Source organism: Arthrobacter sp. Bi83 (assembly GCF_918698095.1).
Taxonomy (GTDB): Bacteria; Actinomycetota; Actinomycetes; order Actinomycetales; family Micrococcaceae; genus Arthrobacter.
In genome coordinates, this window is the sequence record NZ_CAKKLY010000023.1 from 41,943 (window position 1) to 55,978 (window position 14,036).

Sequence of the window (14,036 nt, forward strand, 5' to 3'; positions counted from 1 at the left end):
CGTAGAGTTCAAGCATGAGGTCTAACTGCTGATGGGTTCCGGTCACTCCCACGGTCATACGGGTCATTCGGAGCCGACGGTCCAGGCGATTGCCGCCCGCAGGAAGGCAAACCGGATTCTGGCCGCCGTGCTGATTCCCCTGACCCTGCTGACACTGGCGGCCATGGCGGCGCTCTGGCCGTCCGGCAGCAAGGAAGGCCTGACGCTGGCGAGCCCGTACACGGCGGCACCCGGCGTCACCTTTGATACCGGCCGGATCCAGCGCGTCGTCATTGAAGACTGCACGGGCGGGACAAGCCAAAACCCGCAGCAGGGCGGCCAGGCCGGGGGCGGATCCCAGTGCACCTTCGCCTTCACCGAGCCGGACAAGGGCGGCAGCCCCGTCAAAGTGGTGATCAACCCGGACGTCGCCAAATCGCACGGCGTGGACGCGGGGGACAACATCCGCTACCTGAACCTCAGCAACGCTCAGGGCGCCGCGGCCGGCGACGCACCGGCCGCCCAGGGGTCCCCGGCCTACATCTTCGTGGACTTCGTCCGGACCATGCCCATCATTCTGCTGGCCGTTCTGTACGCCGTGGTGGTCGTGACCGTGGCACGCTGGCGCGGGTTGCGTGCCCTGATTGGCCTCGTCGGAGCCTACTTTGTGCTGGTGAGCTTCATGCTTCCCGGTCTTGTGGAGGGAAAGCCGCCGCTGCTGCTGGCCGTGGTGGGCTCCACGGTGATCATGATCGGGGTGCTGTACTTCGCGCACGGTTTCTCGGCGCGGACCTCGACCGCGCTGCTGGGCACCATGTTCGGCCTGGGCATCACGGCACTACTGGCAGCCTGGGCAACAGACGCCGCGAACCTCGCGGGCGTGGGAAGCCACGACGCCGCCACCCTGGCGAACATCTCGGGCAACATCTCCATTTCAGGCATCATCTTGTGTGGACTCATCATTTCCGGGCTGGGCGTCCTCAACGACGTCACCATCACGCAGTCATCCGCGGTCTGGGAGCTGTACGAACTCGCCCCCGCCACCAGCGCCCGCAAGCTGTTCACCTCAGCCATGCGGATCGGCCGGGACCACATCGCCTCCACCGTGTACACGATTGCCTTCGCCTATGCCGGCGCAGCCCTGCCCACGCTCATCATCGTGATGCTCTACGACCGGCCGCTGGGGGAGGCGCTTACCAGCGCCGAACTGTCCGAGGAAGTCATCCGCACGCTCGTGGGATCGATCGGCCTCGTCCTGGCGATTCCGGTCACCACCCTGATCGCCGTGCTCGTGGTCAAAGCCACCGGCATCCGGACCGGCGGCCAGGGCTCAATAACGCCCGACGACGTCGACGACACCGGTGCGCTCGCGGCCGCAGCAGCCGTGGCCGGCAGCGAACGTCCGACGGCGGTTGCCTCCGGCGCCGCACCCCTCGCGGAGACACGGCGCGGCCGCCGCGAAGCCCAGCAGCTGAGGGCCGGAGAATAGCACTTGTGCCCGATTTGCCCGTCTTTGAGACAATGGACGGGTGACTGTAGTAGCAACGCCTCCCGCCCCCAAGCTGGAACTCCCGCCCCTGGAGCTCGGGCCGATCACGGTGGACACCCCCGTGATCCTGGCCCCGATGGCCGGCATCACCAACTCTGCCTTCCGCAGGCTCTGCCGTGAATACGGCGGCGGACTGTACGTGGCGGAGATGGTCACCTCCCGCGCCCTCGTGGAGCGCACGCCGGAATCGCTGCGCATCATTTCCCACGACGACGACGAGAAGGTCCGCTCCGTCCAGCTCTACGGCGTGGACCCCGTCACCGTGGGCCAGGCCGTGCGCATGCTGGTTGACGAGGACCGTGCGGACCACATCGACCTCAACTTCGGCTGCCCGGTCCCCAAGGTCACCCGGCGCGGCGGCGGCTCGGCCCTGCCGTGGAAGATCGATCTCTTCACCTCCATCGTGCAGACGGCGGTCAGGGAAGCGTCCAAGGGCGGCATCCCGCTGACCATCAAGATGCGCAAGGGCATTGACGAGGACCACCTGACGTACCTCGACGCCGGCCGCATCGCCCGCGATTCCGGAGTGGCCGCCGTCGCCCTCCACGGCCGCACTGCCGCGCAGTTCTATTCCGGCCAGGCCGACTGGTCCGCCATCGCCCGCCTGCGCGAGGCCCTCCCGGACATCCCCGTCCTGGGCAACGGCGACATCTGGTCCGCCGAGGACGCGGTGCGCATGGTCCGCGAAACAGGCGTGGACGGCGTGGTGGTCGGCCGCGGCTGCCAGGGCCGCCCCTGGCTCTTCGGGGACCTGCAGGCGGCCTTCGAAGGCAGCGACCAGCGCCACCGCCCCGGCCTGCGGCAGGTGGCGGAAGGCGTCTACCGCCATGCCGAGCTCATGGTCGAAACCTTCGGCAACGACGAATACAAGGCCCTGCGCGAAATCCGCAAGCACATGGCCTGGTATTTCAAGGGCTATGTGGTGGGCAGCGAACTGCGCACCCGGCTGGCCATGGTGACCACCCTCGAAGTGCTCCGCGCCACTCTGGATGAGCTGGACATGGATTCCCCGTACCCGGGCATCGACGCCGAGGGCCCGCGCGGCCGCGCCGGCTCGCCCAAACAGCCGGCCCTGCCCAAGGACTGGCTGCTGAGCCGGCAGATGGACGCGGACCAGACCCGCGACATTGCCGCCGCGGAACTGGATGTGTCCGGTGGGTGAAAGCCAGGTGGCCGAAAGCCAGATTGCCGGGAGCCCGATGACCCAGGCCCGCCGGCCGCCCCAGTTCCTGCCCGGCTACGAAGCCTTCGATTCCGCCCGCTGGGTGGAGGAACCGCCCAAGAGCACCTACCGTTCGGACTTCGAGCGGGACCGTGCCCGGGTGCTGCACTCCTCGGCGCTGCGCCGGCTCGGTGCAAAGACCCAGGTGGTGGCGCCGGACACGGATGACTTTGTCCGCACGCGCCTGACCCACAGTCTCGAGGTGGCGCAGGTGGGCCGTGAACTGGGACGTGCCCTGGGCTGCGATCCCGACGTGGTGGACACCGCGTGCCTCAGCCATGACCTCGGACACCCGCCGTTCGGCCACAACGGCGAGTCAGCACTCAACGAGATGGCCCACGCGATCGGCGGCTTCGAAGGCAACGCCCAGACCCTCCGGCTGCTGACCAGGCTGGAGCCCAAGGTCCTGGACCTGCAGGGCAGGCCGGCAGGCTTGAACCTTACCCGGGCAAGCCTGGACGCTGCGGCAAAGTACCCGTGGTCTGCCCTGGACGCGCCCGTGATCCATGGGCAGCGGACCAGCAAGTTCGGCGCCTACGAGGACGACCTGCCCATCTTCAACTGGATCCGGCAAGGTGCGCCCGGGCGGCGGTCCTGCCTGGAAGCCCAGGTCATGGACCTTGCGGACGATATTTCCTACTCGGTGCACGACGTCGAGGACGCCATCGTGGCGGGCCACTTCCAGCTGCGCTGGATGGACAACCCGGACCACCGGGCCCGCGTGGTGGGCTACGCCAAGCAGTGGTACCTGCCGCACAACGATCCCGCGGCGATCGACGCCGCCCTCGCCAGGCTCGAGGCCACGGACGTCTGGGTGCGCGAGGCCGACGGCAGCCGCAAGTCCATGGCGGCCCTGAAGGATATGACCAGCCAGCTCATCGGACGGTTCTGCCAGAGCGCGCTGGAGACCACCCGCGCCGTTTACGGGCCGGAACACCTGACCCGCTACAACGCCGAGCTCATGGTGCCGGACGAAACAGTCATGGAAATCGCGGTGATGAAGGGCCTCGCCACCACGTTCGTGATGACCACCGACCACCGCCAGCCCATTTACGAGCGGCAGCGTGAAGTCCTCCATGCCCTGGTGACCTCTTTGAACGCCTCGGGTGACCGGCACCTCGAGCCGATGTTCGCGGCCGACTGGCGGGACGCGGCCGACGACGGCGCCCGGCTCCGGGTGGTCATCGACCAGGTGGCCTCACTGACTGACGGTTCTGCGCTGGCCATGTACGAACGGCTCGTGGGCAGCCTGCCCTCGCTGTGGTGACGGCGGCAAGAGTCAGCTCCACGCCGTGCGTCCCGCCGTCGACGGCGTATCCAAAGTTGTCATGCCCCGGGTCTAGGATGTCTTTGTGGCTGGACTGATCAAACGTGAAGATATCGACGAAGTCCGCCAGCGTACCGACATCAAGGAAGTCATTGACGGGTATGTGACCCTCAAGGGCGCCGGGCTGGGCAGTTTCAAGGGCCTGTGCCCGTTCCACGACGAGCGGTCCCCGTCGTTCACCGTCCGGCCCCAGGTGGGCCGCTACCACTGCTTTGGCTGCGGCGAAGACGGCGACGCCATTTCCTTCGTCCAGAAACTTGACCACTCCTCTTTCCAGGAGGCCGTCGAAAAACTTGCCGCCCGGATCGGTTTCGAACTCCGCTACGAAGACGGCGGCACCGGCCCCAGCCGGGAGGACGTGGGCAAGCGGCAGAGGCTCCTGGACGCCCACAAACTGGCCGACGAATTCTTCCGCGCCCAACTGCTGACACCCGGCGCCACCGAAGGCCGCAACTTCCTCCACGGCAGGGGTTTTGACCGCGCCGCGGCGGAACAGTTTGGCGTCGGCTACGCCCCGCAGGGCTGGGACGCGCTGCTCAAGCACCTCCGCGGCCGCGGCTACACAGATGCTGAACTGAGGCTGACGGGCATGTTCTCCGAAGGCAACCGGGGGATCTACGACCGGTTCCGCGGGCGCCTGATCTGGCCCATCCGTGACATTGCCGGCGACACCATCGGCTTCGGTGCCCGCAAACTCTACGAGGACGACCAGGGCCCCAAATACCTGAACACGCCCGAGACCACGCTGTACAAGAAATCCCAGGTGCTCTATGGCATCGACCTCGCCAAACGGAACATCGCCAAGGACCGCCAGCTGGTGGTGGTGGAGGGGTACACCGACGTCATGGCCTGCCACCTGGCGGGGATCCCGACGGCGGTGGCCACCTGCGGGACGGCGTTCGGCGCCGACCACATCAAGATCGCCCGGCGGCTGCTGTCCGACGATGGCACCGGGGGAGAGGTCATCTTCACCTTCGACGGCGACGCGGCCGGCCAGAAGGCCGCCCTCCGGGCGTTTGAAGAGGACCAGAGGTTCGTCGCACAGACCTACGTGGCCGTCGAACCCACGGGAGCCGACCCCTGCGAGCTGCGCCAGGCCAAAGGCGACGCGGCTGTCCGCGACCTCATCGGGACCCGGCGTCCGCTGTTTGAATTTGCCATCAGGGCCTCCCTGAAGCGGCACAACCTGGACACGGTGGAGGGCCGTATTGCTGCCCTGCGTGAATCCGCGCCCGTCGTGGCGCAGATCCGCGATGCCGGCATACGCCCCGGCTACGCCCGCGAGCTGGCCGGCTGGCTCGGCATGTCCGTCGAGGAGGTCAGCGGAGCGGTGGCCGCCGCCGCGAAGCGCGCCGCCCAGGGCGGGGCCCCCTCCCATGGTGCGGGGCCCGGCGTCGGTGCGCTGCCGCCGTCGGGCGTGGTGCCGTCCTTCAACCGTCCCGACCCCCGGGACCCCGTGGCGTCCATGGAGCGGCAGGCGCTGGAAGTGGCCCTGCAGGAGCCCGGCATGCTGGAGGGCGGGACCTGGGACCGGTTCAGCGCCGCCGGGTTCCGGACCCCGGCCTACCAGGCCGTCCACGACGCCATGCGCGCCTCAGGGCCCGGGCTGACCGGTGACCCCGTGCGCTGGGTGGAGCAGGTGATGCACGAGGTCCCGGAACCGCTGCGGCCGCTGGTCTCGGAGCTTGCCGTCGTCCCGCTGCCCGCCAGCAACGCCGAGGGCGTCCTGAAGTACTGCCGCGACATCCTGGCCCGGCTGTTCGAACTCCAGATCACCAGGGTCAAGGCAGAGAAGATGGGGCAGCTGCAGCGCCTCGACGCGTCGGCCGATCCTGAGGAATTCCAGCGGCTGAACCGGGAGCTGATGCAGCTGGAGATGGAGCGCAGGGCCCTTCGCTCGGACGCCTGAGGCGCCACCGGCCGGCACGGGGGAGCTCGATTTCGTTTCCCGGCGGGGTGTTTGCTAGGCTAGTACCCGCTTCATTCCTCCTTAGCTCAATTGGCAGAGCATTCGACTGTTAATCGAAGGGTTGCTGGTTCAAGTCCAGCAGGAGGAGCGCACTGTCCCCGTTCCGGCCTCCGGAACGGGGACTTTTTTATACCCGGGCGGGGTATTTCTCCGCTCGGCCGGGCCGATTTCCCATAGCGCCGGAACCTTTGCTAATGTCATACCTGCTTCATTCCTCCTTAGCTCAATTGGCAGAGCATTCGACTGTTAATCGAAGGGTTGCTGGTTCAAGTCCAGCAGGAGGAGCGCACAAAGTCCCGCAGCCGGCTCACCGCCGGCTGCGGGACTTTTTTCATGTTCTGGTGTGGGCCTGCTTTCAGACGAAATCCATCTCGACCTGGAGGAACCGTTCGGCCTCGGCCACGGCGGCTGCGAAGGCCTCACTCTCGGTGGGCGGGGTGCGGGGCTGCCGCGGATGCCACTCGTGCGGCGAGGAGTGCACGCGGGTGAAGCCGCCGTCGGGCGGGGCATAGAAGATGCCGAAGCGCTGCACAGGCCACTCCGGGGAGGTCTCCGGGGCCACGAGCAATGCCGCGTTGAAGGCCGGATTGAACCATTGGGCAATGGGGCGGCGGCGGTCCTCGGTGAAAAGTCCCGCCGCATAGAGAGCTGCCGACTGCGCACTGGTCTGGGTGCACAGCCGGTCCCACCACAACGGCAGTATGCCGGCGTCGCACCGCTGCCACGTGGCCGGGAGTGGGTGATGATCCTGCCAGTGGGGCACGTATCAACTTTATCTCGCAGCGGGCCGCGCGGAACAGACCCGTGCGGAGCCTCCGGGGCGCCGGGGGGTGCCTGTCCTCAGGGCCGGTTCCAGGGCCCCGGATTGACCCGGTACAGCAGCGCGGAGCCCGCCACGGCACCGAGGATGATGCCCATCGCAGCGTTGCCAACGGCCCTGCCGGCAAAGTAGCCTGCGACGCCGCCAAGGATCGCTCCGAGGAACAGCCCGCGGCGGTTGCGGTGCGGTTTTCGAGTCATGCGGCCAGCGTACCCGCGGACAGTGTGCGTCGGTGGCTCCGTGTATTGCTGGACCTTGGCTTGCTGGACCTCGCCTTGCTGGACCTTCGCATGGCTGGACCTTGGCTTGCTGGTTCCGCGAATCAGTGGATCGACGGCACGGTCCTGGGGCGGACCACGATCCACAGGGCTGCGGCTGCGAGGAAGATGCAGCAGGCCTGGACTGCACCCATGGGCGTGGCCGAACTGCCGCCCAGCCAACCCACCACCGGTGAGATGATGCCGGCCATGAGGAAGGTGGAGGCACCCAGCAGGGACGCAGCCGTGCCCGCCTGCGCGCCGTGGCTGGCCAGGGCGAGGACCTGGACGCTCGGGAAGGTGAAGCCTGTCCCGAGGATGTAGAACCAGAGCGGGACCATCACGCCCCAGAGCCCGAATCCCAGCTGGTCGAAGACGACGATCAGCAGGGCCATCAGGAACATCCAGGCGGTGGAGCCGGCCAGAATCCATTGGGGCGGGACCCGCCGGATGAGCCTCGAACTGGTCTGGACCCCGGCCACGATACCCAGTGAATTGATGCCGAACAGCAGGCCATATTGCTGCGGCGTGAAACCGTAGATGTCCTGGAAGAGGAATGGCGACGCGGACAGGTATGTAAACAGGCCGCCGAAGTTCATGCCGCCGACCAAAAGGAGGCCGACGAAGATCCGGTCGGAGAAGAGCTTGCGGTACCGCTCGCGGGCCGTCATCCCGGACTGGCCGCGTTTCTCACGCGGCAGCGTCTCGCGGACCAGCAACGTCGCGGCGATGATCACCAAAGAGCCGTAGCAGGCCAGGAAAACGAAGATGCCCGGCCACGGCATGGCCAGCAGCAGCTGGGATCCGATCACGGGAGCAAGGATGGGTGCCAGGCCGTTGACCAGGGCCATGCGGGAGAACATCCGCACCATGGCGTAGCCGCTGAACAGGTCGCGCACCATGGCCATGGCCACCACGCCTCCGCCGGCGGCACCGATGCCCATCAGGACGCGGAACAGGCCGAGGGTTCCGATGTCTGTGGACAGCGAAGCCCCCACGGAGGCGGCAATGTGCACGGCGGTGGCCAGGATGAGCGGCAGCCGCCGGCCGAACTTGTCGCTGAACGGGCCCACCACCAGTTGCCCCAGCGCGAAGCCGACGGTGGTGCCTGTCAGGGTCAGCTGGACGGCGGCCTCCGAAACGTTCAGGCTTGCCTCCAGCGCGGGGAAGGCGGGCAGATAGAGGTCCACCGTGAAGGGTCCCAGGGCGGTGAGGGCACCAAGAAGAAGGATGTACCGGAATTTCTGGCGGCGGCTCAGGGCGTCGCCCGGGTTGGTGGTGGTCACAGAGATCAATCCTAGGGCGCAAAGATCATACTTTTACAGCGTTGGAGGGCTCGCCGGGAAGAAATTCCAGAAGTTGCGGCTGACCCTGAATGATAGTTTTGTCAGCGGGGGCGCGCTGAGCCACACGCGGGCCCCGCAACAGCCGAAGAAGAATCGACTAGGGAACCAGTTAGGCGGAACCTATGAGCGGGCGTCACAGCGGGCGGGCCAACCAGGGATTGCGTATAACTGCGCTGCCAAAAACGTTGAAACTCATCTTTAAACTGGCGCCGCGCCAGCTCAACGACGAGATTGCCCTGGCCAAGTTCGAGGTCAAGCGCAAGGGCAAACAGCTCGGCGTTGCCGGAGCCTTCTTTGGTGTGGCCGCCGTCTTCCTGGCGTTCCTGGTGACCGGGCTGATCGTCGCAGCCATCATGGGGCTCGCCACCGTGATGCCGGCCTGGCTCGCGGCGCTTCTGGTGTGCGCGGTATTCCTCCTCATCGCGCTGATTGGCGGGCTTATCGGCCTCCGGAAGTTCAAGAAGGCCATGCCGCTGGTCCCCGAGGAAACCATCCGCGGCCTGAAGCATGACCTTGGGATCGCCAAGGAGGGCTCGGACTTCGACGCTGCCTTGCTGGATCCCAACTCGCCCCAGGCCAAGGCAGCCAAGGAAGCCAAGGCTGCGGCCAAAGCCAAAGCCAAGGCGGACAAAGAAGCGAAGGCTGCCGCAGAGGCCGTTGACGTGCCGGCCGTTACTGAGCCCGAACTTCACCGCCGCCTGGCGCAGCGCCGCGAACACCTGACGGGGGTCCGCGACGAACTCAGCGAGGAAATCGACGTCAAGACCCAGGCCCAGGCCCTGCTCGGCACAGCCAGGCACCGCCTGGACCAGGGCAAGGACAAGCTCAAGGACGGCAAGGAGCGCGTAGGCGAAAAGTTTGCGGCCTTGTCCGCTTCAGCGTCTTCCTCCGGAGGCACGGCCGCAGGTTCCTTGCCGGAACAGCTGGAGGCACGGTGGAAGCCGCTGCTCGCCTTCGCCGCGTCCACCGCCGTTCTGCTTGCCCTGCTGCGCAAACTGTTCAAGAGCTGAGTGTTGCCCTGAACTCTGACAGGAAGACACCGCCGGCCATGGAGAGGGGGACCGGATGAGGTTTATCGGCGCTGGTTCCCGGCCCGGCCAGCCGCACGTCGATCACGATCTGGTCTTCACTGTCCCCAATCTCATCACGGTGCTGCGCTTCATGGGCGTGCCGCTTTTCATCTGGCTCGTGCTGGCACAGAAGGAATACGGGTTCGCCGTGCTGGTGCTCGCCATCATGGGCAGCACCGACTGGGTGGACGGTTACGTTGCCCGCCGGTTCAACCAGGCCTCCAAGCTGGGCAGGGTCATGGACCCTATCGCTGACAGGCTGGCGCTGCTCTCCGTGGCGGTGACGCTGGTGATCGCCGGTGTGGTGCAGTGGTGGTACCTGGCTGCGCTCGTGATCCCCGACGCCGTGTTGCTGACCATGTCGCTCTTCTATTTCCACAGCCATCCGGATCTGCCGGTCAGCCGGATCGGCAAGGCCCGCACCGGCCTGCTGCTGCTGGGCACTCCGCTGCTGGTGCTGTCGAAGCTGGACATTCCTTCTGCCGCTGCCTTCTTTGTGGCCGCCTGGATCGTGCTCGGCCTGGGGCTGATCGGCCACTGGATTGCGGCCTACAACTATTTCTGGGCCATCCGCCGGAAGGGCACGATGCTTACTGCCGATGGCGGGGACAGCTGATGGTGTGGCTTGCCGTTTTCCTTGCGGTGATGGGCGCGTTTTTCCTTGCCTTTGGCGCCCAGCGCCAGGGCAGCGCGGTCAAGGCCGATACCGGCGGCCTGGCCCTCAGCTCCAACGGGTTCCTTCGCCTCCTGCGCAACCGGCGGTGGGTCTTCGGCTTGCTGCTCCTGTGCACCGGCATGGTGATGAATGCGACCGCACTGGTCACAGCCCCGTTGACTGTGGTGCAGCCGATCGGTGCCATCGCGTTGGTGGTCACCACAGTGGTCAATTCCAAGGACCAAGGGCTGAGTATCAACCGGGCCACCGTAGTGGCCATCACCGCATGCGTCACCGGCTCCGCGCTGTTTGTCCTGCTTGCCGTGAACGTCACGCAGGAAAACCACCATGTGAGTTCCGACGACGAACTCACCATTGTGCTGCTGCTCGCCCTTGCCGTGGGTATTTTCGGCACCCTCGCGGCCATGTTCAAGCACCGCATGAGTGCCTTTGTCTACATTCTTGGCGCCGGCGTGCTGTTCGGATTCGTGGCGGTGCTGACCAGGATTATCGGCAAGCACTTGCTCGACCCCAACGGCCTGGGCCTGCTGAACGTGCAGTGGTATACCGTGCTCGCCATTGCCGCAGCAGGCGGGCTCGGATCCTGGTTTGTCCAGAGTGCCTACTCCACCGGGCCGCCTGATCTCGTGATCGCCGGCCTGACCGTCATCGACCCCATTGTGGGCATCGCGATCGGCATCGCCATCCTGGGTGAGCTGCGGCCCGATGTCCACGCCGTGATGGCGATTGCCATGGGTACGGCGGCAACCCTTGCTATCGTGGGAGTAATCGCCCTCTCCCGGCACCATCCCGAGGTCACCAAGCGGAAGAAAGACGCTCGGAAGGCCGCTGGCAGGGCGTCCCACTAGCCGACTTTTCACAGCGGGCCAGGCGCAAAACGTGCCAGCGGCCACCCGGCGTGGACAGCCGCAGCTGAACACGCCGTGACCACCAGGAGCTCTCCACGTGACCATGCCCGATGCCCAGCCTCCCCTGACCATCCTCATTGCGGCCGACACCTATCCGCCCCACGTCAACGGAGCCGCCCAGTTCGGCTACCGGCTGGCGAAGGGCCTGACCGGCCGCGGACACAACGTCCATGTCCTTGCTTGCCGGCCAGACAAGGGCAGGAGCTTCACGGAGTTCCGCACGGAAGCAACCGTTCACCGCCTTCGCTCGCACGGCGTCTTCACGCATGAGTATTTCCGGATCTGCCTTCCCTGGGAGATCAAGAAGGAGATCAGCCTCCTGTTCGACAAGGTCCAGCCGGACGTGGTGCACATCCAAAGCCACTACATGATTGGTGAGCACGTGCTCTACGAGGCGGTGAAGCGTGGCATCCGGATAGTTGCCACGAACCACTTCATGCCGGAAAACCTCAATCCGTTCCTGCCGTTCCCGCAGTGGTTCAAGGACATCATCGGGAAGATTTCCTGGCGGGACATGGGCAAGGTGATGGGCCAGGCTGACGTCGTCACGACGCCCACACCGCTGGCGGCGAAGGCGATGCACCAGCACGCCTTCCTCCGCAAGGTCCTGCCGCTGTCCAACGGCATCGACTCGGCCGCTTACGAACTGAAGCCGGACGAGGTCATCAAGCCGCACGCCCATCCGACAGTGCTGTTTGCCGGCCGCCTGGCGGAGGAGAAGCACGTCGATGTGCTGATCAAGGCCGTGGCGGCCGCTCCCGCGGACTTGAATGTGCACCTGGAGATCGTTGGCGGCGGCGAGGTCCGCCCTGCCCTGGAGTCCCTCGTCCACCGGCTTGGACTGCAGGGCCGGGTGAAGTTCCTGGGCCTTGCCAGCGACGAAGAGCTCCGCGAGGCCTACATCCGGGCGGACATCTTCTGCATGCCGGGAACCGCCGAGTTGCAGTCCCTCGTTACCCTTGAGGCGATGTCCGCCTCTACTCCCGTGCTGCTGGCCGACGCCATGGCGCTACCGCACCTGGTACGGGACGGCGAGAACGGCTACCTGTTCACTCCGAATGACAGTGCGGACCTGTCAGAGAAGCTGACGCGGATCCTGCGCCTGCCGGCCGAGGAGCGGAAGGCCATGGGGCACGCCAGCCGCTGCATGGTGGAGCCCCACAGCATCCAGGGGACCCTGCAGACCTTTGAGGATCTGTACCGCGGCGCGAGCTACGACGACAAAGTGGTCTAGAAGGACGTCGCCTGGAAGAAGGTCTTCTCTGGAAGCAGGCCGTCGAGGGGCGCGTGGTCTAAAGCCGTTCGCCAGTTTGCTAGAGTGTTTCTGCCCCTCAGATGACGGGCCCCGGTCAGGGGCCCCGGAATCGGGGGCGGGGGGCTATAGCTCAGCTGGTTAGAGCGCGGGACTCATAATCCTAAGGTCCTCGGTTCAAGTCCGAGTAGCCCTACCCGTTCTGCACAGAGCCGTGACCGACGTTTCAACGTCGGTCACGGCTCTTTCTGCTTTCCGGGGGGCCCGGTCTCCGGGCCTGCCTCGTTCCCCGGGAAGGATGTCGTTTCCGTGGGCTTTGTTTCCCGCGGCAACTGCGGTAAGTTACTGGTCAGTAACATATCTTAGGTGCAATGCCCGGAGTCTCTCAGGTCACTGCTGATCACCGCGAAGGAACACCATGTCCGAAGCCGCAATTGACATCAACAACCTTCCCTATGCCGACGGAGACTTTTTCGCCTTCGAGCAGTTGCTCAACAGCAAGGAGCAGGACCGGCTGGCCGAGATCCGCGCTTTCCTGGCCCGCGAGGTGAAGCCCATTGCGGTGGACTGCTGGAACCGTGGCGAGTTCCCCATGGAACTGATTCCCAAGCTGGCCGAGATCGACCTCGTCAGCCCAGTGCGGCGCCAGGGCTACTCCAATCTTTTTGCCGGCATTGTGCACGCGGAAGTCACCCGGGCGGATACGTCCATCGCCACGTTCATGGGCGTCCACGACGGCCTTTTCACCGGATCCATAGAAGCGCTGGCCTCCCGGGAACAGCAGGATGCCTGGCTGCCGGACATTTACTCCCTCAAGAAGATCGGCGCCTTCGGCCTGACGGAACCGCTGGGCGGCTCCGACGTTGCGGGCGGAACCCGCACCACGGCACGGCGCGACGGCGACCACTGGATCCTCAATGGCGCCAAGCGCTGGATCGGCAATGCCACATTCTCGGACTGGGTGGTCATCTATGCCCGGGATGTGACCGACAACCAGGTGAAGGGCTTTCTGGTGGACACCACCCTCCCCGGGTTCAGCGCCACCAAGATCGAGAACAAGATCTCCCTCCGGACGGTCCAGAACGCGGACATCACACTCGAGAACGTGGCAGTCCCGGAGTTCTTCAAGCTGGCCAACGCCGACAGTTTCCGCGACACCAACAAGGTCCTCAAGGTCACACGCCTCGCCGTGGCCTGGCAGGCTGTGGGCCAGCAGCTGGCCGCCTTCGACGTCGCCCGCCGCTACGCTGTGGAACGCCATCAGTTCGGACGCCCGCTGGCCTCCTTCCAGCTGGTGCAAAGCCAGCTTGTGCAGATCCTGGGGAATGCCGTCAGCTCCATGGGCATGATGGTCCGCCTGTCACAGCTGGAAGACGCCGGGCAGGCCAAGGACGAACAATCAGCGCTTGCAAAGGCCTTTACGACCGCCCGCATGCGGGAAAGCGTGGCCATGGGCCGCAGCCTGCTGGGCGGAAACGGCATCGTCACCGACTTCGAGATGGCCAAGATCTTCGCCGACGCCGAGGCCGTCTACTCCTACGAAGGGACGCACGAAGTGAACACCCTGGTCACGGGGCGCGCCATCACCGGCGTTTCGGCCATCGTCTAGTGGTCCGGCCATCGTCTAGTCAGCGCCGGTACCAGCCGGCTGCCCCCTCCTG

12 protein-coding genes and 3 tRNA genes are annotated in these 14,036 nt (G+C 65.9%); 12 read left to right on the top strand and 3 right to left on the bottom strand.

All coding sequences use genetic code 11. From position 1 onward, the window contains the following. Window positions 1-31: 31 nt before the first annotated feature. From LQ144_RS12405 to LQ144_RS12430, 6 genes are all read left to right on the top strand, one after another. Window positions 32-1,468, top strand: coding sequence for a YibE/F family protein (locus tag LQ144_RS12405; RefSeq protein WP_230119010.1), 1,437 nt, complete (start codon window positions 32-34; stop codon window positions 1,466-1,468). 40 nt (window positions 1,469-1,508) lie between these two features. Next, window positions 1,509-2,690: a tRNA dihydrouridine synthase DusB gene (gene dusB, locus LQ144_RS12410; protein ID WP_230119011.1), complete on the top strand. Its 1,182-nt coding sequence runs from the start codon at window positions 1,509-1,511 to the stop codon at window positions 2,688-2,690. A 37-nt stretch (window positions 2,691-2,727) separates the two neighbouring features. Further along, on the top strand, window positions 2,728-4,017 hold the full coding sequence (locus tag LQ144_RS12415) for a deoxyguanosinetriphosphate triphosphohydrolase (protein WP_230119045.1): 1,290 nt from the start codon (window positions 2,728-2,730) through the stop codon (window positions 4,015-4,017). An 85-nt stretch (window positions 4,018-4,102) separates the two neighbouring features. Next, complete coding sequence (gene dnaG, locus LQ144_RS12420) at window positions 4,103-5,986, top strand: DNA primase (protein ID WP_230119012.1); 1,884 nt, start codon at window positions 4,103-4,105, stop codon at window positions 5,984-5,986. A gap of 75 nt (window positions 5,987-6,061) precedes the next feature. Beyond that, window positions 6,062-6,134, top strand: a tRNA-Asn gene (locus LQ144_RS12425). A 124-nt stretch (window positions 6,135-6,258) separates the two neighbouring features. Then, a tRNA-Asn gene (locus LQ144_RS12430) sits at window positions 6,259-6,331 on the top strand. 70 nt (window positions 6,332-6,401) lie between these two features. Here LQ144_RS12430 and LQ144_RS12435 read toward each other — a convergent pair. From LQ144_RS12435 to LQ144_RS12445, 3 genes are all read right to left on the bottom strand, one after another. Beyond that, complete coding sequence (locus LQ144_RS12435; protein ID WP_230119013.1) at window positions 6,402-6,809, bottom strand: hypothetical protein; 408 nt, start codon at window positions 6,807-6,809, stop codon at window positions 6,402-6,404. A 77-nt stretch (window positions 6,810-6,886) separates the two neighbouring features. Beyond that, window positions 6,887-7,066: a hypothetical protein gene (locus tag LQ144_RS12440; RefSeq protein WP_230119014.1), complete on the bottom strand. Its 180-nt coding sequence runs from the start codon at window positions 7,064-7,066 to the stop codon at window positions 6,887-6,889. Window positions 7,067-7,188: 122 nt separating this feature from the next. Further along, window positions 7,189-8,409, bottom strand: coding sequence for a multidrug effflux MFS transporter (locus tag LQ144_RS12445; RefSeq protein ID WP_230119015.1), 1,221 nt, complete (start codon window positions 8,407-8,409; stop codon window positions 7,189-7,191). Window positions 8,410-8,591: 182 nt separating this feature from the next. Here LQ144_RS12445 and LQ144_RS12450 point away from each other — a divergent pair, with 182 nt between their 5' ends. The 6 genes from LQ144_RS12450 (at window position 8,592) to LQ144_RS12475 (ending at window position 13,984) form a co-directional block, all read left to right on the top strand. After that, on the top strand, window positions 8,592-9,479 hold the full coding sequence (locus LQ144_RS12450) for a phage holin family protein (protein ID WP_230119016.1): 888 nt from the start codon (window positions 8,592-8,594) through the stop codon (window positions 9,477-9,479). Between the two features lie 55 nt (window positions 9,480-9,534). Beyond that, the gene (locus LQ144_RS12455) at window positions 9,535-10,155 is read left to right on the top strand and encodes a CDP-alcohol phosphatidyltransferase family protein (protein ID WP_230119017.1); all 621 of its coding nucleotides are present in this window, start codon (window positions 9,535-9,537) and stop codon (window positions 10,153-10,155) included. Then, window positions 10,155-11,063 (top strand): DMT family transporter, encoded by a 909-nt coding sequence (locus LQ144_RS12460; RefSeq protein ID WP_230119018.1) that lies wholly within the window; start codon window positions 10,155-10,157, stop codon window positions 11,061-11,063. The genes LQ144_RS12455 and LQ144_RS12460 overlap by 1 nt, the downstream gene beginning before the upstream one ends. Before the next feature lie 97 nt (window positions 11,064-11,160). Continuing rightward, entirely contained in the window at window positions 11,161-12,357 is a 1,197-nt protein-coding gene (locus tag LQ144_RS12465) for a glycosyltransferase (protein WP_230119019.1), read from the top strand. A 140-nt stretch (window positions 12,358-12,497) separates the two neighbouring features. Beyond that, a tRNA-Ile gene (locus LQ144_RS12470) sits at window positions 12,498-12,571 on the top strand. A 222-nt stretch (window positions 12,572-12,793) separates the two neighbouring features. Further along, window positions 12,794-13,984: an acyl-CoA dehydrogenase family protein gene (locus LQ144_RS12475; protein ID WP_230119020.1), complete on the top strand. Its 1,191-nt coding sequence runs from the start codon at window positions 12,794-12,796 to the stop codon at window positions 13,982-13,984. Window positions 13,985-14,036: the final 52 nt, after the last annotated feature.

What these genes read in the sequence shown, in the direction of transcription:
- LQ144_RS12405 (WP_230119010.1), top strand. Translation starts at nt 32, where the DNA reads ATGGGTTCCGGTCACTCCCACGGTCATACGGGTCATTCGGAGCCGACG.
- LQ144_RS12415 (WP_230119045.1), top strand. Translation starts at nt 2,728, where the DNA reads ATGACCCAGGCCCGCCGGCCGCCCCAGTTCCTGCCCGGCTACGAAGCC.
- LQ144_RS12440 (WP_230119014.1), bottom strand. Translation starts at nt 7,066, where the DNA reads ATGACTCGAAAACCGCACCGCAACCGCCGCGGGCTGTTCCTCGGAGCG.
- LQ144_RS12450 (WP_230119016.1), top strand. Translation starts at nt 8,592, where the DNA reads ATGAGCGGGCGTCACAGCGGGCGGGCCAACCAGGGATTGCGTATAACT.
- LQ144_RS12455 (WP_230119017.1), top strand. Translation starts at nt 9,535, where the DNA reads ATGAGGTTTATCGGCGCTGGTTCCCGGCCCGGCCAGCCGCACGTCGAT.
- LQ144_RS12460 (WP_230119018.1), top strand. Translation starts at nt 10,155, where the DNA reads ATGGTGTGGCTTGCCGTTTTCCTTGCGGTGATGGGCGCGTTTTTCCTT.
- LQ144_RS12475 (WP_230119020.1), top strand. Translation starts at nt 12,794, where the DNA reads ATGTCCGAAGCCGCAATTGACATCAACAACCTTCCCTATGCCGACGGA.